The organism is Methanobrevibacter sp. (assembly GCF_045539575.1).
GTDB lineage: Archaea > Methanobacteriota > Methanobacteria > Methanobacteriales > Methanobacteriaceae > Methanocatella.
This window is the reverse complement of record NZ_JAZQFM010000033.1, coordinates 1-18,695: the sequence shown is the minus strand read 5'-3', so window position 1 is coordinate 18,695 and position 18,695 is coordinate 1. Positions and strand designations below refer to the sequence as shown.

The window sequence follows — 18,695 nt, the reverse complement described above, 5'->3', positions numbered from 1 at the left end:
TATTTATGGGTAAAAAAGATGAAACTCTAAAAGAAATCCTTGATTTGATTTTATATGAAAATCCGTCAACTCAGGATGAAATTGCTGAAAAATTAGGCATTACTCGCAGATATGTTACTCAGTTATTGCAGCCCTTAGTTAAGGATGGAACTGTAAAAAGGGCATATGTGATTGATTTAAAAAGTTATGAGAAATTTTCAGATTCATTAGTTGACTATTCTCATTCCAATACTACTGAAAATGTTTTAATAAATGACATGTTGGCCAATATGGCAAGACATGTCCATTCACAGCTTGAAGCCTCTTTCGATGCAGTTCTTGAATATGATGAATCCAAAGCTAATAAGGCTTTGGAAATGGATTTTGCTACAAACAACATGGTTGAAAAAATCAGAACTTCTGTTGAAACAATTGTAAATATTAACAAACACTCTGAATTTTCAAAATCCATTCTTTACACTGAAATCGCTTATGATTTGGAACGTATTGGGGATTATTGCGGCCATATTGCGAAATTTGTCATCAATGATATTTATAAAATTGACAAGACAGTCATGAAAAACTTAAAAAAGATGTATAAGACTGCACAAAATATGATTCGCCTATCCGTTACAGCATTCATTGAAGGAAAAACTGAACTTAAGGAGGATTTAATGGAATTGGAGGAATCCATCCACATTCTTCAGGCTAAATCAATAAATTTAATAGCAACTCAGATGGCTGAGAATTCCTTTGATGAAAAAGAGCGTTCAAATTATTTCATTTATTTATTCAGGGTTATTAAAGCTTTTGAAAGAATTGGAGACATTTCCGTTGAAATGATTGATGTAGCTGTTGAATTTCATGACAATATTCCAAGACCTACAACTCCACGTACTTTCAGATAAAAAAGAGAGATAATTGATTGGATTTCAATCAGTTATCATATATTTTTGTTGTTGCATGCCTGTCTGCCCAACATTGGACACAAACGCCTATTGGAAGGCCTGCAGTATGGGTATGTGCTTTTAGAATTTTAACGTCAAGTGCAGTTGTTTTTCCACCGAGTCCCATAGGGCCGATTCCTGACGCATTGATTTCATTTAATATTTCTTCTTCTAATTTTGCCAATTGAGGATCAGGATTTCTTTCACCGACTTTTCCAAGCAATGCTTTTTTACCAAGTTTCAGGCATAAATCTGATGTGCCTCCAATTCCGACACCAATTACTGTTGGAGGGCATGGTTTTCCTTTTGCTTTTAGAACAGATTCTACAACAAATTCCTTAATTCCTTCTATGCCTTCAGCAGGCAATGCCATTTTTAATGCATTATTGTTTTCAGAACCGAATCCTTTTGGCAGAATTGTTATTTCAAGATAATCTTCATCAACCAGTTCAATATCGATTGGAGGAATGTAATCTCCTACGTTAATGTTTGTATTCTCACGTGTTAATGGATCCACGATATTTGGACGAATTGGAATCTCTTTAGTTGCTTTTTTGATTCCTTCTTCAATTCCTTCACGTAAGTTTTCAACTTCAACATTACCTAACTTAACAAAAACTACTGGCAAACCTGTATCTTGGCACATTGGAATTCCTTTTTCTTCAGCAAGTTCAATATTTTTTAAAATAGCTTCAATATTTAACCTAGCAAGTTCATGTTCTTCAATTTTAAGAGCATCTTCAAGTGATTTTTTTACATCTTCACCAAGAACGATGACAGCCTTTTTGTAAAGTTCATAAACAGTGTCTTTAATAACTTCTTTTGTAATCAAAATAATAACCTTTGTAAATTTAATTAATTATTAGTTTGATTTTAAAATATAATAAATATTTTTAAAAATAGCTATTGAATCTTGATAATTCCGATAGGGCAAACATCAATGCAATCTAAACATCTGTTGCATTTGCTGTAATCAAGAGTTATTGCGCCGCCTAACACGGTGAATGCATCATTCTTGCAAACTTTAATGCATGGCGCTTCTGATGGTTGACAATTCATACAAAATAAAGTTGGAGTGTCAACATTTGGTGTTTGTTGACAACTTCCACAGGTTGTACAATCTGTACAATTTCCTATATTAAACATAATTCTTTATTCATCCAAAACAAGTCTTGCTCTTGCTTGACTTGTTAACACATGGACAATACCGCCTTTTTTACCGTCGGGTTCGTATAGTCCAGCCATTTTAGCCAGGAATTTTTCCTGATTTTTAGCTCTGACTTTTTCCGGATCTGCGACAGTAATAGCTCTTTTTGTACATGCTTTTATACATGCAGGGCCTTCTTCTCTGTCAGCACAGAGGTCACATTTTTCAGCAACTTTTGATTGGAAAGTCATTGCACCAAATGGACAAGCCATTACACATAATCCACAGCCGATACATTTTTCAGCATTGACTCCTTCATCGGTAATTGCTTCTGTCGGACAGATTTTTATACATGGTGCACTTTCACAGTGTTGACATACAATGGAATAAAAGGAAGAATCATGTTCGATTATTTTTATTCTACTAGCTTTATGGATTGATGCACACATGCTTTCACAGTTAAGGCATCCATCACATAAATTGCTGTTTACAACAATACTTTCCATTGTTTTCCTCCTATAATCCTAGTTCTTTACACTCTGCATCAACATATTTTTGGATTTTTTCAATGTGCTCATCATCTAAGTGTCTGAATCTTTTTTGTGGAGCTAAGTATTCTCTTACAGGTTTTCTTTCTTCAGGCCTGTAGGTGATTTCAAAGTTTCCATGGTCGATTTCATATAAAATCCAAGATCCAGTTTCGACAGCTAATCTTCCCATTTCAATTGTTTTGTCTGAAGGGTATCCCCAACCGGTAGTACATGGTTGTTGTAAGTGTATGTAAGCAGCTCCTTTGGTTGCTGCTGCTTTTTTAACTTTGTTTACATAGTCTTCAGGGTATGCAATTGATGCGGTAGCCACATATGGGATTCCGTGAGCTGCCATAATCATTGGCATATTTTTCTTAGGTTTGTCTTCTCCGAAACTTGCACTTCCTTGCGGTGAAGTAGTTGTACTTGCACCGTATGGAGTTGCTCCACTTCTTTGAATACCTGTGTTCATGTAAGCTTCGTTATCGTAACAGATGTAAAGCATGTTGTGTCCTCTTTCCATAGCTCCGGACAATGATTGTAAACCGATATCTACAGTACCTCCGTCACCACCGAAAGCGACAACATTGACGTCATCTTTTCCTTGAATTCTTAAAGCACTTTCCACACCGGATGCAACTGCTCCGGAGTTTTCGAATGCAACGTGAATGAATGGAACTTCCCATGCTGTTTCAGGATATGGGGTGGTCATAACTTCAAGACAACCGGTAGCAGAAATAGCTACAGTATTTTCTCCTAAAGCATTGAGAGCTAATTTAACAGCAATAGATGCTCCACAACCAGCACAACCTCTGTGTCCTGGTGCTAATAAATTTTTATCAGGTATGTCGACCATATCTATTCCTCCTTAAGTCCTATCCATGTGACTTCTTTTTCAGGCACATTTTTAGTTTTTTCGTAAATTTCCAATATTGATTCAGGGGTGATGTCTCTTCCACCTAAACCTGCAATAAATCCGTATGCGTCTTTGTGGATTTTTGCTTTAATATCGGTGTATAATGCTCCACCAATTCCGAAAGTCACGTTTTTATCAATTACAGCTAATTTATCACAATTTTTAACAGCTTCGTCAATAGCTTCAACTGGGAAAGGTCTGTATGCTCTAATTTTAAGTAAACCTACTTTTTCGCCTTTTTCTCTTAATTGGTCAACGATAACTCTAATGGTACTGCAAAGTGATCCCATTGCAACAAAGATGATTTCTGCATCTTCAGTTTTGTACTCTTCAATAAGACCATATTTTCTTCCGAAAATTTCAGCAAATTCGTCGCATGTTTGTTGGATTACTTCTATTGAATTTTCCATAGCAACTTGCATGTCATGTCTTGCTTCAAGATAGTAGTCTGGGTCTGCTAAGTTACCGATTGACATTGGGTTTTTCGGATCAAGGAACGCATGTTCTGGCTTATATGGAGGTAAGAATTCATCCACAGGTTCTTGATCTGGAATTTCTACAGGCTCAACTGTGTGGGTTAAGATAAATCCATCTAAACATACCATTGATGGAAGTAAAACTTTTGGATTTTCAGAAATTTTATAAGCCATTAAAGTTGTGTCTAATGCTTCTTGTGCATTTTCAACATAAATTTGTAACCATCCTGCATCCCTTTGTGCAATTGAGTCTTGCTGGTCGTTCCAAATGTTTAAAGGTGCAGAAATTGCTCTATTTGCATCAGCTAAAACGAATGGTGTTCTCATACCTGCAGCTGCAAATAATATTTCGTGCATTAACATTAATCCTTGGGAAGATGTTGCTGTAAATACTCTTACTCCAGCACCACTTGCTCCAACAGCAGCACTTATTGCACTGTGTTCTGATTCTACTTTAACATATTTAGCATCAATTTTTTCATCCGCAACATATTGTGCTAAGTATTCTGAAATTGTAGTTTGTGGAGTAATTGGATAAACAGGAATAACTTGTGGCTTAGCTAATCTTGCAGCTTCTGCTACTGCTTTATTTGCGGTCATTACTTCTCTTATCATTAAATCACTCTCTTTATTCTTTTACCATTTCGATTGCGTCTGAAGGACATTCGTTTTTACAAATTCCACATCCTTTACAGTAATCGTAATCAATATCATGTTGTTTGTTTACACAGGAATCTGGACAGAATATGATACAGTTGTCACAGTCAATACATTTTTCTTTATCTAAAATAGGTTTGAATGTTCTCCAGCTTCCAGTTTTATTATTTTTACTACTTCCTGGTGTTGTAATTACACATCCTATATTTACCATTATCTCACCTTTCTATCCCATTTCGTAAGCTTTTTTAGTAGCTTCAGCATTTAACTCTCCAATTTTTCCAGGGAAGGTTTCTTTAATTACTTCAATAAGGGATTCAATACTTACGACTCCAGTTTTTTTAGCGAAATATCCTAAAATAATGGTATTTACAATATTACGACCTAATAAGTCAAGTGCAATTCCAGTTGCGTCAATATTGTATACTGTGTGTTCTCCGCTACCTTCAAAGTCTTGGGTATTGATAATTACTTCAGTATTGTCTTTAATTCCTGAAAATACGTCAACTACATTTAACAATCCATCATCAAGAACTAATACGTAGTCCGGGTTGTAGATTTGATATCTCAATTCAATAGGCTCATCATCAATTCTGGTGAAAGCCATAACTGGAGCTCCTCTACGTTCAACTCCAAAAAATGGGAATGCTTGGACATATTTTCCGTCTTTAAATGCTGCTTTAGCCAAAATTTCAGCAGCAGTTACAGAACCTTGTCCTCCTCTTCCGTGAAAACGAATTTCAATCATTAATTTTTCCTCCATATATTTATCATGTATAATCATTATAAATTACAAAATATATAAATTTTATGTAAATTCGTTCTTTTTGAATTATTTTGTTTAAATTTTTCTGATTTTGTAGTTTATTTTTCGTTTATTTTTTTAATTAATCATTTAATTTATTTAGTTAATATTTGTAATTACTGTACATCATTTTTCAGATAAAATAAGCATTTTAAACAATATTTGATTTCTAAAAGATTTAATTAATATTAAAGTAATAATAATATATAATAAAAAATTTGGTTGAGAAGTTTATGAAAGTTTTAATAATTACCGGTGAATTGGCATACCCTCTGATTAAAGAGGTAGTGTCTGATTCAAAAGAGGATATAATTGTACATATTGCAGACAACACTCAAGTGGCTGCATTTTTAACACCTAGACAAATTATTAAAGAAATTAAAAACTGTTTTTCTGATCAGTTGGATGAAATTGACATGATTCTGGTTCCTGGCCTAATCAAAAAGGGCACCAAAGAAATCACAAAGGAACTGGGCATTCCAACATTCAAGGGTTCCACAGATGGTGCTGACCTTGCAATGGTTCTGAACCTGATTGGAAGCATTGATTTGTCTGAAGACAGGCCTGCAGATAAGTTGATTGAAGAGGAAAAACGTAAGGAAGCATTCAAATTCATAGAGGAATTTGAAAACGATAAGGAAAATATTGAAAAACTTCTCGAAAAACCAAATAATATTTTAATCAGAAACCTTCCGGTGGGTGAGGATTTCCCGATGAGAGTTCTTTCCGAAATCGCCAACGCTCCGTTTTTATCAAAAGAGGCATTAATCAATAAATGTCAATATTTTGTTGATTCCGGTGCGGACATGATTGATATAGGAATGGCTGCAGGTGAAGATTTCTCAGATAAGATTCCCGAATTGATAGAAACATTAAGGCCTATTGTGGGCGACAGGCCGTTAAGTATCGATACATTGAATGCCAAGGAAATTAAGGTGGCTGCAGAAAATGGAATCGACTTTGTTTTAAGCCTTGATTTGGGAAATAATTCTGAGGTTAAGGATATTTTGATGGAAAAGGACATCCCTGCTGTATTGCTTCCGACCAACTTCTCTCAGGGCAAGTCTCCAAAATCCCCTGCAGAACGGGTTGAATCAATGCATCAGTTAATCAAGGATACTGAAGGTTTAAGGTATGTTGCCGATTTGATATTGGATCCTGTAAACAGTTCAAGTATTGTCGAATCCATTATTGCATGCCACGAATTCCACAAGGAAAATCCGGCTCCAATGTTTTTTGGAGTGGGAAATGTCACTGAACTTATGGACGCTGATTCAGGCGGTGTAAATGTACTTTTAGCAGGAATAGGTATGGAGCTTGGAGTAAGTATATTGTTCACTCCTGAAGAAAGTGGAAAAACCAGGGGAAGCGTATATGAACTTGCAACCGCATCCAAAATGATGTTTTTAGCAAAACACAGAAAATCAATTCCAAAGGATTTGGGAATAAATCTGGTGGCATTTAAAGATAAGCATAAAAGAAATGACATTATTGAAAATGAATTGGATGGGGTTCCTGAAACCAGACTTAAAAATCCGTTAAAATTTGTCAGGGATAAAGCGGGAAGTTTCAGAATTAATGTTGACTATGGAACCACTGTAAAAGACAGCAGAATTGTTGCAACTCATTTTAAGAAAAACAAAGCAGATTTGGTCATAGTGGGACAATCTGCAAAAGAAGTATATGAAGAAATTATAACAAGAAATTTGGTTTCAAGAATGGAACATGCAGCATACCTGGGCTCTGAACTTCAAAAAGCAGAAATTGCGATGCTAACAGGAAAAGATTATGTTCAGGATTTTGAATTATTCAAAAATCCTGACGAGTTTAAAAATTAATTTTATTCAAGGTCAACTACGGTTCCTTCACTGCCTCCAGTGTCTGTTGAAGGGGCTTCTTGACCGCCGGTATCTGTGGAAGCAGGTGTTTCAGGTGCAGATGCCTGACCGGCTTGAGCTCCGGAATCGTCGCTGTATGTTTGATAGCTTTGACTACTACTTGAACTGTAGGAGTAACTTCCACTATCACTATAGCTGCTGCCATCAGAACTTGGTGCGTAAATTCCAGTGTCACGGCTTGTATCTGCAGTTGTATCGTTTGTATTGTTAACTTTTGCAGTTGTATTGTTCACGGTATAATTTGCATGTCCGATTTTGTCGTCATGATTGAATGTCAGTCCAGTACCGGATACAATAATGTACACTCCAGCAGAAAGCACAATGAGAATTAATAAGATTATAATTATTGCATTGTCTTTTTCCATTTTTTTCCTCCTATAAATATAATTATATAATTATTACAATAATATATATTTAGTTACATTAAATTTATATTCATTTTATAATATAAATTTTAATAATTAATTTGAGGAAGGTTAAAATTTGCAAACAGAAAATATAACTATAAAAGATATTGATGAATTATTTTTAAATTCTGAATATGTCTCTAATAATGAAATATCCACAACCGTTTATTTGTCATTGCTGCTTGGAAGGCCTATGCTTATTGAAGGGCCTCCTGGCGTTGGTAAAACTGAACTTGCGAAGGTAATTGCAAAGTCCTTTGAGAGGGATTTCTTCAGGATTCAGTGTTATGAAGGGATTACCTTTGAACAGATCGTTGGTGAGTGGAACTATCAAAAGCAATTGCTTCACCTGGAAGCGGCAAAAAATGAATCACAAAGCGAAGAGAAAATATTCGATGAGGAATATTTCATAAGAAGGCCGTTACTCAATGCTTTCTTAAATGATAAAGACTCCGTACTGCTGATAGATGAAATTGATAAGGCTGATGAGGAAGTGGAAAGTTTCCTGCTTCAGGCATTGGGTGAACAGGAAATCACAATTAATGATTTGGGAACATTCACTCTTCAAAATGATTTGATAGTTATATTGACATCAAACTCTCAAAGATCACTTCTTGATGAAACTAAAGACAGATGCTTGTTCTTATACATTCCATATCCTACAATCGAAAGGGAAATTGAAATAGTCAAGTCAAGAATGCCTGACGCTGATGAGGAAGTCGTTTCATCCGTTGTGAAATTAGTTCATAAGATACGTAACCTCAATCTGATGAAAAAACCTTCCGTAAGGGGAACTATCGACTGGGTTCGCTCTGTCACTGATTTGGGCACCAAAAATATGGACGAGTCACTTCAAAACAGTATTGGCGTAGCTATTAAAAATGAAAGTGATAAGAAAAGAGTCATAAAGGATGTTTTAAACAAAAGATAATATGATAAATAAGATTGCAAATTTATCCGCCCAACTAAGGCAGGAAGGCCTTCCCGTAAGTATAAGAAGCACTCAGGCTGCCGTTCAGGTTCACAGGACCTTGGGTGAAGATGACCGTGAACTTCTAAAAAGTGCGCTGATGGCAGTCTATGTGAAGGACAGGTATGATATTCCCAAGTTCAATAAGATTTTTGAAAAGATATTCAAGGTTCAAGTTGAGAAAATGGAAAATCCTCAATTGAACAAGGGTAAAGCTTATAGCGGTACAGGTCCTAAATCCAATAAATATATCATTAAAAAGCAAAACAACCTTTTCCAGAAAGTCAATAAGGAAAGAATCAACAATGAAAAGCTAAAGATGTTGTCAGGCCAGCCCCTCTTGGATGAAGTCAAGCAACTTGAAAGGGACGGGGAACTGATGAACAAGGATTTGACCAAGCTGAACAGGTTTGACCCTAGGATGCTTGAAATCTGTCAGAGACTTGGAAAAAGAATAGCGAATAAGCGTTCAAGAAGAAAGGTCAAATCAACTTCCAGTAAGATTGACATGAGAAGAACAATAAGGGCCAACATGAAATATGGTGGCGTGCCTCTTGAAATCGTTAAGGCAAAGCCAAGGCCTCACAAGAACGAACACCTGTTTTTGAATGACATCAGCGGATCTTGCGAGTGGATCAGTAGCTGGTTTTTCATGCTGATGTTTTCAGCGCAGACTGCTTTTAAAAAATCAAGGACATTCGAATTTGACAATAAGGTGATAGAAACCACTCATGCTTTAAAGGAAGAGTATCTGATTGATTCATTTGTTAAGGTTAAAGACATGAGAGTTAAAAATATGATGGTTCATGGAACTTCAGACATGTACTCTGCTTTTAAAAAGTTCCAGGATATGGCTCACATCAACAATAAGTCATATGTCATCATTTTATCAGACTGTAGAGATTGGGCGGGGCCAAAAGTGAATGGTATTCCTGCCAGTGTGGAACTGGTTGAAGAAATGGTAAGGGATGCAAAAAAGGTTATCATTTTAAATCCGGAAGATAGAAATAAATGGGATGTTGTTGACAGCTGCGTTTCTCTGTATAGGGATGCGGGAGCTCAGGTATTTGAAGTCAATACCCTAAATCAGTTGGCACACTTTGTAGAACAGATGTAGGTAATAGTTATGCAATGTAGTAAATGTGGTAATCCTAAAGTTATTTATAAACGTGAACAGTCAGGCCAGATACTGTGCAAAGATTGTTTCATAGAATCCATTGAAAAGAAAGCTATCAAAACAATCAAAAAAGAAAAATTGCTTGATAAGGGAGATAAGGTTTTAGTTGCTCTTTCAGGCGGTAAAGATAGTGTAACCACTTTGGAAGTATTGAACAGTTTTCGTGAAAGAAATATCATAGATATCTGTGCAGTTACAGTGGATGAAGGAATTGCCAATTACAGGCAGGACGGCGTGGATATTGCAATACGCCATGCACAGAGGCTGGGCATTGAACACAAGGTCGTTTCACTGAAAGAGGAATATGGAATTACCTTGGACGAGATAATGCAAAGGGAAAACCATAAAGGGTCATGTACCTATTGCGGAGTATTCAGAAGAACAATCATTAACAAGGCAGCCCGTGAAATGGGCGCCACCAAAATTGCAACAGGACACAATCTTGATGATGAAGTTCAGGGGATTATGATGAATTACCTTGAGGGAAATACTGATAATTTAACCAAATTGGGTGCAAAAACAGAATCAAAGGCAGAGGAATTCACAGTAAAAATTAAACCGTTAAGAGAAATTCCCGAAAGGGAAATAGGTTTGTATGTTGTTGCAAAAGACCTTGAGGTTCACTTTGACAGCTGCCCATATGCAATGCAATCCTTCCGGGGAGAAGTGTCTGAGCTCATCAATCAGCTTACAGAAAAGCATCCGACCATTAAGTATTCCACTCTCCGAGGATATGATAAGATAAAAAGCATTTTAAAGGATGAGCTCCAAAAGGATTATGCCCACGGAAGATGCAGAAGATGCGGAGAGCCTGCATCAAACGATTTATGTAAGGCATGTTCATTTTTAGAAGAATTAGGATTGTGATTATATGTTATTTATTTTAAAATACAAGCAATTAAATGAGGAAAGGGACATTCCTCATGAAAATTATACAATTAAAGATTTGCTCAAAGAATTGGAATTGTCCCCTCAAACAATTGTATCAAAACAGAACGGTGAGCTGGTAATAGAAGATACCGTTATTCAGGAAGGCGATGAGATACAGTTAGTTCAAATTATATATGGTGGTTAAGTGAAAATAAGTTATGAATGTGGGCCTTGTTTTTTAAGGCAAGCTAAGGAAGCTCTAGATTTATCCACAGATGATGAAGTCCTTAAGATGGAAGTAATGGAAGAAATATTCAAGTATCTTTCTCAAAATTTCACATTAGGTACAAATTCAAACGGCACAGGTTCGGCAATGCATGCCATGATTAAACAGAGAACCGGCTGCAACGACCCATATTACAGGGAAAAAATAGAAAGCAACAATATAGCATTGAAATACATGGATGATGTTAAAAAGATTTTAGAGGAAGACGACAGTTTGGAGAATTATGTCAAAATAGCTATTATAGGCAACATTCTTGATTTTGGTGCATTCACATTGGATGATGATATTGAAAGCGTAATAAAGGATTCTCTTAAAAAGGAATTGACTGTTAAGGATATTGAAGAGTTTGAAAAATCATTAAAGGAGAATGATAAGGTTTTATATCTGGTCGACAATACAGGCGAGATAGTATTCGATAGATTATTGCTTTCAAAAATTAAGGAATATGATTTGGATATCACAATAGCAGTAAAATCCGAACCGATATTAAACGATGCATGCATGGCTGAGGCCTTGGATGCGGGTCTTGATGAATTCGGTGAAATTGTGGAAATTGGTGCCGGAACTGTAGGTTATGTCGACAGCAAAATCTCAGATGAGTTCAGGGAAATTTTTGACAGCCATAAGTTCATAATTTCAAAAGGAATGGGAAATTATGAGGGATTGACTGAAATTGATTTATCAAGTAAGGACATTTACTTTTTATTATGCGCTAAATGCAACACAATCTCCAGGGATATCGGCGTAAATTTACATGACATGCTTCTTTTTAAGAAATGAGTAGTGATATTGATGATTATAGGATTAATCGGATTTGGAAAAGTTTCTCGAAATCTTTTTAATTTGATAAAATCAGATGAAATCACTTTCATAACCTCAACAGAAGGAAGATCAAAAAGCACTGTTCACAATATTGAAGAGTCCGGCATTGAGATATTTGACACATTTAATGAGGTGGCAAGCAAATCTGATATTTTAGTTTCTGCAACATCTCCAAAATCCGCACTGACTGTCGCTAAAGAATGCGGTAAATATGTGGACGGAATCTATTTGGATTTAAACAATATCTCTCCAGACACCACTCTTGAAATCGATAAGCATGTTGAAAATTTAATAGATGGCGCCATTATTGGAAAAATTGATTCCGATAATCCTATTTTATACATTTCAGGTGAAAAGTCAGATGAGCTGCTTTTTTTGGATAAATTCATCACTACCAAAAAAATCAGCAGTAATATAGGCGATGTAGCTATTCTAAAATTGCTTAGAAGCGCATATACAAAATCACTTTCAGCGCTGCTGATTGAAACCTCACAAATCGCTGAAAATCATAATTTGGAAAAAGAGTTCTTTGATGTTTTGACATTGACTGAAGGCGATGACTTTAAAGAAAAATCAGTTTCAAGAATAGTCAACACGGTAAATAATTCCAATAGAAAAAGAGAAGAATTGGAAGAAATAATTGAATATTTCTCAGATTCCGAATTGATAATGGTTAAAGCGGCGCTTGAAAAACTCAACCGATAACCACTTTAACTTTAAAACCTTTTTTAGCTTTTTTTATGCTTCCGTTAACCGGAATGAAAAGGGAATCCATAATGTATCTCAGATATGTGACCTCACGTGCGGGAAGCCTCAGGTTAGTTTTTATTTTTTTACCTTCACTTTTGAACTGAACGGAAATCCTGCCGTTTTTGTCGACATATAAATCGGTGCTGATTCCCTCTTTTGTAATTTTTGTTTCAAATTTGGTTAAATTAAGTCCCGCTTCGAGTGTCAATGGTGCATCAACATCAATATTTTGACTTCTGAAGCATTCATTGGCTTCACGTGCACTAACGCCCTTGTCGCCTTCACTTGCCACATACCATGCCCTGTCAATGACTCTCTGAACCTTCTGATTGTCTGGAATAACGCCCTGTTTTTCATAACTTTGCATTAACTCCATGACTTCCCTTTTTGTAACTTCCATTTCAATGGCGCTGATGGCCAGTCGGGTCATCACAGGCCCGTAATCGGACCTTCTGAAAACTGCCCAAATTGATTCAGGGTCTCTGTAAACTCTTCTTTTAATAATTTCATTAATGGTGTTTCCGTTAAGGTAAGCTATTTTTTCAAGGTTTCCTCTTGAATAGGTGTTCATTCTTTTGTAGATGTCAGCCCAGTTTCTCTCTCCCGGAACTCTTCCCGCATCAATTTCCCTCTGCAGGATTTCAACGGTAGTCTTTGGAAGCAGCTTTGCGGTTTCATTTGAAATCACCATGTCATTGTCAATGATGGACTGGCGAATCAGCCTTCCGGAATATTTGTCCTTGTCAAATTCCTTGACGATATGGTATTTGAGCTTCGATCCGAGAAACTCATTTATCGCATACCATCTGATTTCATTCCTGTTTGTGTAACTTTTAGGCATTCCGACAAAGTTTCCCTCATCAATAAACTTCTGAGCTTTTGACTTAATCTCATCAAGTGAAATGCTGGCTGAGGTTATGTAGTCGGTTACGCCGTCATCAATCATCTGTTTGAGACGAATTGGCACGCTGTAAGAGAGCACCAACCTGTGATGCAGGCCTTCAAATGATTTGACATCATCTGCACCTAAAGCCAGTGCCATTTCACGACGGGCCTCAAAATCAACAAAAAATGGAGCATGATTTGCACTGAATCCCTTATTCAGATAAACGACAACCTGTTTGTTTTCTTTATCTGCAATTTTTCGAGCTTCCTTAATTAATTTTTCATGACCCTTATGCACAGGGTCAAAATCTGCACTAATTCCTATCAATATAAACACCAAAAAAAGAAATTGGATAGGTTATCTATCCATTAATTTTAAAATACCGCTGATTACTAACCAAATTCCGATTAATGCACCGAGAACAATTGGATTTGATACGTAAGTTCCAATGATTATGTACAGTAAACCGAGAACTATTCCAGCGATTCCTATATAAAAACCATATCTTGAGCTGCGATTGTTGATTAAGGATGCAACTGCAACAACGATTAACATTATTCCTGCAAGATATAATGTGATTTCTGTTATGAATCCGAGCAGTGCAGGATTGAATATAAGGCCGATACTTAAGAACAGAAGCAGCAATCCAAGAATCAAATCAATTATTGCGCCGGAAGTGTTGTAATCAATAATTGTAACTCCCACAATAAGTAAATAAATAGACATTAACAATACTGAAAGGCCTATAAGTGAACTGGCCCCAATAAGTCCCAATGCCGGAAATATAATAATAATTAATCCGAGAATTATAGCTAGTAAACTAACAAATTTAGTTTTCATTTTTTCCTCCTAATATAAATTAATATCTTTTAATATTTAATATAATGGAATGTGTTTTATCTCAACGGTTGAGCTGTTCATATCTGAGTTATTTATTTCAGCCAACCACTCGCTTTTACATTCGCATTCATATTCAATTTTCCTTTGAGTTAAATTATTTGCTATTATCATATGTTTTAAATCTTTATTGCATTTTTTACAGTTGTATGGGCCACGTCTTGAACCAAAACCGGAAGTGTCTAAAAGTGCAGGTATATCTAATTCGTCACGAACGGTATTAATGATTTCAATGCATGACCAGATCCATGGAGGCTGATAAGCTCCTTTTCTCCAAAATCTTTCGATAACTGTTCCGCTGTGAATGGTTGCAGGACAGAATGAAAGTCTGTTGACTCCAATTGAATCACAGTATCCTGCAGTTTCAATTGCTTCAGTTATTGCTTGGGATTCAGATACTAAAATAGGCTTAACAAAGATGTACGCTTTGGATTTTATGTTGTATCCTTTTTCATCCTTTAGCTTTTGCATCAGTTTAACAGCATTTTCAAAATCATCTCTGGTAAAACCTTTATTGATTTTTTTAAGGCGGGTATAATCGTTTGATGTTTCAAGACCGATACTCACTTCAAACAGTGTGTCGCCTATAATGTCAAAAATTTCATCTAAAACTTCTTCCCTGACATATTCGGGTCTGGACTCTACAATGATTTCAGTAACATTGCCCAGATTCATTAATGTCTTTAGAATTTCATCGCGTGCATCTTTCGGAAGTTCATACGGATTTAGGAAACTGCCTGATGCAAACAGTTTCACTGAAATTTTTTCCTCTTCGGCAATGGGATGCCTTTGAAGATGTTCATTGAATATCCTTAGAATGGTTTCAGTGTCAATAGGTTCTAGTGTACAGTCTGAAACATAACTGCACATGGTACATCCGCCACTGTCTCCAACTGCCCAGGCACATCCTGGTGTTGGCAATATTACAAATAATGTTTTAGCAATGCCATCATAAGTCAGGTCATCATTATACCAGCTTGCCCCGACTTGCTCTGGAGTTTTCGGATCTTTTCTTTCAAATGCTCTTTGTCTAATATCTTTGGTTAATTTTTCAATTTCCATTATAATACCTGCAATATAATAATTATAATATTATATAGTTAGGATTTTTATATAATTAAAATTTTGTTAAAAATAGTAAGTTAATAAGTTGTGTATAACGGTTTAAAAAAATAAAAAAAGAAAGAGAGAGCAAGTTTAGAAACTTGCAATTACGTCTCCTAATAATTTAATGGATTCTTCTACGTTTTTACCAACAGGGGAACCTGCTACGTATTGAGTTACACCCATTTCAGCTAAGCCTTCAATTTTTGGAATGAACTCATCAGGAGTACCACATACGGAGAATGCGTCGAGTGCTTCATCGGTTACAGCACCAATAGCTCCACCGAAGTCACCTTTAGCTAAGAATGCTCCCATTTGTTCGTTGAATCCTTCAGGTAATCCGTGTCTTTCGATAACTGGAGCAGGGGAACCTGCTGCAATGAAAGCTACTACGATTTTAGCTGCGTTTTTAGCTGCGTCAGAGTCAGCACCAATGGAAGTTGCAGTGTATGCACCTACGTCAAATGCTTTGTCTCCACCAGCTGCTTCGATACCTTTTTTGATCATAGGCATAGCTGCTTCGTAATCTTTAGGGTTGGATGCGTTAATTAATACACCATCTGCGATTTCTCCAGCGGTTTCTAACATTTTAGGTCCTTGAGCACCCATGTAAATAGGGATGTGTTCTTGAACAGCTTTTGCTCCACCTAATGCTGCACCAGCTTCGGTTTTTCCACCGGATAATAAAGTGTTAATGTCAGCGATTGCTGCTTTAATAGTGGATACTGGTTTTTCCCATGCGATACCTAAAGCGTCGAAAGTTGCTTTGTCACCAGGACCAATACCGAAGGTAGCTCTTCCTTCTGAAATTTCGTCAATGGTTGCGATAGCGGAAGCGGAAATTGCAGGGCTTCTTACGTATGGGTTGGTTACACCAGGACCCATTTTAATGGTTTCAGTTTCAGCTGCAATTAATGCTAAGGTTTCGTATACGTTTTTGTTGTTGTAGTGGTCTGTGATCCATGCGTATTCAAAACCAACGTCTTCTGCTAATTTTACTAAACTTACTAATTCATCTAATGGTATTTGTGGTACGAATTCTATACCGAACTTCATATTTTATCACCAATTTATATTTAGGTTGGCAGTATATAAAGTAATTATTATTTGAATTAGATAGAAAGTTTTAAATATAATCTATGTAAGGGCTTCTATAATAATATAATAAACATTACTGTATTACTAAAAATATTTTTTGTATTAACTGATTTGTTTCACTGGATTGAAATAAATTTTTTAAAAATTTATCTAAATTATTCTTTATATTGCCTATATTCTCAATTTTTATGAAATATTATTTGTTATTTTTAATTTAACATAGTTAAAATAATTTTATTTTTTATTTTAATATATTTTGCAATATTTTTTAATTGATTTTGTTACTATAATTTGTCTCTCTATTAGATGTGCTATATGTTTTTATGGCGTTGGTCTAAGTCTTATTGTATTGACAATCATGACTATGATGACTGCTTTTCCGCATGTAGCTATAATTTATCATGTTTATTATATTAATTACTTTAATATCATGAATGTGCTTTTGTGAGTACTTGAGTTTTTTCGGGTATGATGTAAGTTTTGTAGATGTGGTGAAATTTGATTATAGAATCTTTTATATCAAATTTATTTTAGTGTATTACACTCGTCTATATTTTTTTATGTGTACTTCAATAATAGTACTGTTATGTGTTCAATTCTGTTTGATCCTGGCAGATGCTACTGCTATTGGGATTCGATTAAGCCATGCAAGTCGAACGAGTTTAGGCTCGTGGCGTACGGCTCAGTAACACGTGGATAACCTACCCTTAGGACTGGGATAACCCTGGGAAACTGGGGATAATACTAGATAGGCAATTTTTCCTGGAATGGTTTTTTGTTTAAATGTTTTTTCGCCTAAGGATGGGTCTGCGGCCGATTAGGTAGTTGGTTAGGTAACGGCTTACCAAGCCATTGATCGGTACGGGTTGTGAGAGCAAGAGCCCGGAGATGGAACCTGAGACAAGGTTCCAGGCCCTACGGGGTGCAGCAGGCGCGAAACCTCCGCAATGTGAGAAATCGCGACGGGGGGATCCCAAGTGCCATTCTTAACGGGATGGCTTTTCATTAGTGTAAAGAGCTTTTGGAATAAGGGCTGGGCAAGACCGGTGCCAGCCGCCGCGGTAACACCGGCAGCTCTAGTGGTAGCAGTTTTTATTGGGCCTAAAGCGTCCGTAGCCGGTTTAATAAGTCTCTGGTGAAATCCTGTAGCTTAACTGTGGGAATTGCTGGAGATACTATTAGACTTGAGACCGGGAGAGGTTAGAGGTACTCCCAGGGTAGAGGTGAAATTCTGTAATCCTGGGAGGACCGCCTGTTGCGAAGGCGTCTAACTGGAACGGTTCTGACGGTGAGGGACGAAAGTTAGGGGCGCGAACCGGATTAGATACCCGGGTAGTCCTAACTGTAAACGATGCGGACTTGCTGTTGTGGTGTCTTTGCGCTGCTCCAGTGCCGAAGGGTGGCTGTTAAGTCCGCCGCCTGGGAAGTACGGTCGCAAGACTGAAACTTAAAGGAATTGGCGGGGGAGCACCACAACGCGTGGAGCCTGCGGTTTAATTGGATTCAACGCCGGACATCTCACCAGAGGCGACAGCTGTATGATAGCCAGGTTGATGACTTTGCTTGACTAGCTGAGAGGAGGTGCATGGCCGCCGTCAGCTCGTACCGTGAGGCGTCCTGTTAAGTCAGGCAACGAGCGAGACCCACGCCCTTAGTTACCAGCTTATCCTTTTTTTGGATGATGGGCACACTAAGGGGACCGCCTATGATAAATAGGAGGAAGGAGTGGACGACGGTAGGTCCGTATGCCCCGAATCCTCTGGGCAACACGCGGGCTACAATGGCTGAGACAATGGGTTCCGACACCGAAAGGTGGAGGTAATCCTCTAAACTTAGTCGTAGTTCGGATTGAGGACTGTAACTCGTTCTCATGAAGCTGGAATGCGTAGTAATCGCGTATCACTATTGCGCGGTGAATACGTCCCTGCTCCTTGCACACACCGCCCGTCACACCACCCAAAAAGGGCTTGGATGAGGATGTAGTGTTTTGTTATATTCGAATCTAGGTTTTTTAAGGAGGGTGAAGTCGTAACAAGGTAGCCGTAGGGGAACCTGCGGCTGGATCACCTCCTT

General features: G+C 37.0%; 20 protein-coding genes and 1 rRNA gene. 9 read left to right on the top strand and 12 right to left on the bottom strand.

Going from position 1 to position 18,695, the window contains the following annotated elements:
- Nucleotides 1–5 precede the first annotated feature (5 nt).
- Nucleotides 6–887: a phosphate uptake regulator PhoU gene (locus ACKI30_RS04595; RefSeq protein ID WP_292740838.1), complete on the top strand. Its 882-nt coding sequence runs from the start codon at nucleotides 6–8 to the stop codon at nucleotides 885–887.
- Between the two features lie 28 nt (nucleotides 888–915).
- Here ACKI30_RS04595 and ACKI30_RS04590 read toward each other — a convergent pair whose 3' ends face one another.
- The 7 genes from ACKI30_RS04590 to porC form a co-directional block, all read right to left on the bottom strand.
- Entirely contained in the window at nucleotides 916–1,758 is an 843-nt protein-coding gene (locus ACKI30_RS04590; RefSeq protein WP_292740840.1) for a fumarate hydratase, read from the bottom strand.
- 71 nt (nucleotides 1,759–1,829) lie between these two features.
- Nucleotides 1,830–2,072 carry a 4Fe-4S binding protein gene (locus ACKI30_RS04585; protein WP_407410286.1) on the bottom strand — a complete coding sequence of 81 codons (243 nt, stop codon included), beginning with the start codon at nucleotides 2,070–2,072 and terminating at the stop codon, nucleotides 1,830–1,832.
- Nucleotides 2,073–2,078: 6 nt separating this feature from the next.
- Nucleotides 2,079–2,579: a 4Fe-4S dicluster domain-containing protein gene (locus ACKI30_RS04580; protein WP_407410284.1), complete on the bottom strand. Its 501-nt coding sequence runs from the start codon at nucleotides 2,577–2,579 to the stop codon at nucleotides 2,079–2,081.
- Nucleotides 2,580–2,589: 10 nt separating this feature from the next.
- Entirely contained in the window at nucleotides 2,590–3,459 is an 870-nt protein-coding gene (porB, locus tag ACKI30_RS04575) for a pyruvate synthase subunit PorB (RefSeq protein ID WP_292740846.1), read from the bottom strand.
- A gap of 2 nt (nucleotides 3,460–3,461) precedes the next feature.
- Nucleotides 3,462–4,610: a pyruvate synthase subunit PorA gene (porA, locus tag ACKI30_RS04570; protein ID WP_407410282.1), complete on the bottom strand. Its 1,149-nt coding sequence runs from the start codon at nucleotides 4,608–4,610 to the stop codon at nucleotides 3,462–3,464.
- A gap of 13 nt (nucleotides 4,611–4,623) precedes the next feature.
- Nucleotides 4,624–4,866 carry a pyruvate synthase subunit PorD gene (gene porD / locus ACKI30_RS04565; protein WP_292740849.1) on the bottom strand — a complete coding sequence of 81 codons (243 nt, stop codon included), beginning with the start codon at nucleotides 4,864–4,866 and terminating at the stop codon, nucleotides 4,624–4,626.
- 12 nt (nucleotides 4,867–4,878) lie between these two features.
- Nucleotides 4,879–5,400 (bottom strand): pyruvate synthase subunit PorC, encoded by a 522-nt coding sequence (gene porC / locus ACKI30_RS04560; protein WP_407410364.1) that lies wholly within the window; start codon nucleotides 5,398–5,400, stop codon nucleotides 4,879–4,881.
- A gap of 290 nt (nucleotides 5,401–5,690) precedes the next feature.
- Here porC and ACKI30_RS04555 point away from each other — a divergent pair, with 290 nt between their 5' ends.
- Complete coding sequence (locus ACKI30_RS04555; RefSeq protein WP_407410279.1) at nucleotides 5,691–7,295, top strand: dihydropteroate synthase-like protein; 1,605 nt, start codon at nucleotides 5,691–5,693, stop codon at nucleotides 7,293–7,295.
- 2 nt (nucleotides 7,296–7,297) lie between these two features.
- Here the strand turns inward: ACKI30_RS04555 and ACKI30_RS04550 are convergent, their stop codons facing one another.
- Entirely contained in the window at nucleotides 7,298–7,720 is a 423-nt protein-coding gene (locus ACKI30_RS04550; protein ID WP_407410278.1) for a hypothetical protein, read from the bottom strand.
- A 118-nt stretch (nucleotides 7,721–7,838) separates the two neighbouring features.
- Here ACKI30_RS04550 and ACKI30_RS04545 point away from each other — a divergent pair, with 118 nt between their 5' ends.
- The 6 genes from ACKI30_RS04545 to ACKI30_RS04520 are packed head-to-tail and all read left to right on the top strand — an operon-like array spanning nucleotide 7,839 to nucleotide 12,592.
- Nucleotides 7,839–8,693 (top strand): AAA family ATPase, encoded by an 855-nt coding sequence (locus ACKI30_RS04545; RefSeq protein ID WP_407410276.1) that lies wholly within the window; start codon nucleotides 7,839–7,841, stop codon nucleotides 8,691–8,693.
- 1 nt (nucleotide 8,694) lies between these two features.
- Nucleotides 8,695–9,849, top strand: coding sequence for a vWA domain-containing protein (locus tag ACKI30_RS04540; RefSeq protein ID WP_407410275.1), 1,155 nt, complete (start codon nucleotides 8,695–8,697; stop codon nucleotides 9,847–9,849).
- A 9-nt stretch (nucleotides 9,850–9,858) separates the two neighbouring features.
- A complete protein-coding gene (locus ACKI30_RS04535) occupies nucleotides 9,859–10,776 on the top strand; it encodes a TIGR00269 family protein (protein ID WP_407410273.1) in 918 nt (305 codons plus the stop codon).
- Between the two features lie 4 nt (nucleotides 10,777–10,780).
- Nucleotides 10,781–10,984 carry a MoaD/ThiS family protein gene (locus tag ACKI30_RS04530; RefSeq protein ID WP_407410271.1) on the top strand — a complete coding sequence of 68 codons (204 nt, stop codon included), beginning with the start codon at nucleotides 10,781–10,783 and terminating at the stop codon, nucleotides 10,982–10,984.
- On the top strand, nucleotides 10,985–11,845 hold the full coding sequence (locus ACKI30_RS04525) for a damage-control phosphatase ARMT1 family protein (RefSeq protein ID WP_407410269.1): 861 nt from the start codon (nucleotides 10,985–10,987) through the stop codon (nucleotides 11,843–11,845).
- Between the two features lie 12 nt (nucleotides 11,846–11,857).
- Nucleotides 11,858–12,592: an NAD(P)-dependent oxidoreductase gene (locus ACKI30_RS04520; RefSeq protein WP_407410267.1), complete on the top strand. Its 735-nt coding sequence runs from the start codon at nucleotides 11,858–11,860 to the stop codon at nucleotides 12,590–12,592.
- Here the strand turns inward: ACKI30_RS04520 and ACKI30_RS04515 are convergent.
- The 4 genes from ACKI30_RS04515 to mer all read right to left on the bottom strand — a co-directional run bounded on the left by ACKI30_RS04515 (nucleotide 12,582) and on the right by mer (nucleotide 16,580).
- Complete coding sequence (locus tag ACKI30_RS04515; protein ID WP_407410265.1) at nucleotides 12,582–13,859, bottom strand: adenylyltransferase/cytidyltransferase family protein; 1,278 nt, start codon at nucleotides 13,857–13,859, stop codon at nucleotides 12,582–12,584. The two genes, ACKI30_RS04520 and ACKI30_RS04515, sit on opposite strands and share 11 nt — an antisense overlap.
- 21 nt (nucleotides 13,860–13,880) lie before the next feature.
- Nucleotides 13,881–14,363 (bottom strand): DUF308 domain-containing protein, encoded by a 483-nt coding sequence (locus ACKI30_RS04510; protein WP_407410263.1) that lies wholly within the window; start codon nucleotides 14,361–14,363, stop codon nucleotides 13,881–13,883.
- 36 nt (nucleotides 14,364–14,399) lie between these two features.
- Nucleotides 14,400–15,482 carry an archaeosine biosynthesis radical SAM protein RaSEA gene (locus ACKI30_RS04505; RefSeq protein WP_407410261.1) on the bottom strand — a complete coding sequence of 361 codons (1,083 nt, stop codon included), beginning with the start codon at nucleotides 15,480–15,482 and terminating at the stop codon, nucleotides 14,400–14,402.
- A 135-nt stretch (nucleotides 15,483–15,617) separates the two neighbouring features.
- The gene (gene mer, locus ACKI30_RS04500; RefSeq protein WP_407410259.1) at nucleotides 15,618–16,580 is read right to left on the bottom strand and encodes a 5,10-methylenetetrahydromethanopterin reductase; all 963 of its coding nucleotides are present in this window, start codon (nucleotides 16,578–16,580) and stop codon (nucleotides 15,618–15,620) included.
- A 637-nt stretch (nucleotides 16,581–17,217) separates the two neighbouring features.
- Here mer and ACKI30_RS04495 point away from each other — a divergent pair.
- A 16S ribosomal RNA gene (locus tag ACKI30_RS04495) occupies nucleotides 17,218–18,694 on the top strand.
- Nucleotide 18,695: the final 1 nt, after the last annotated feature.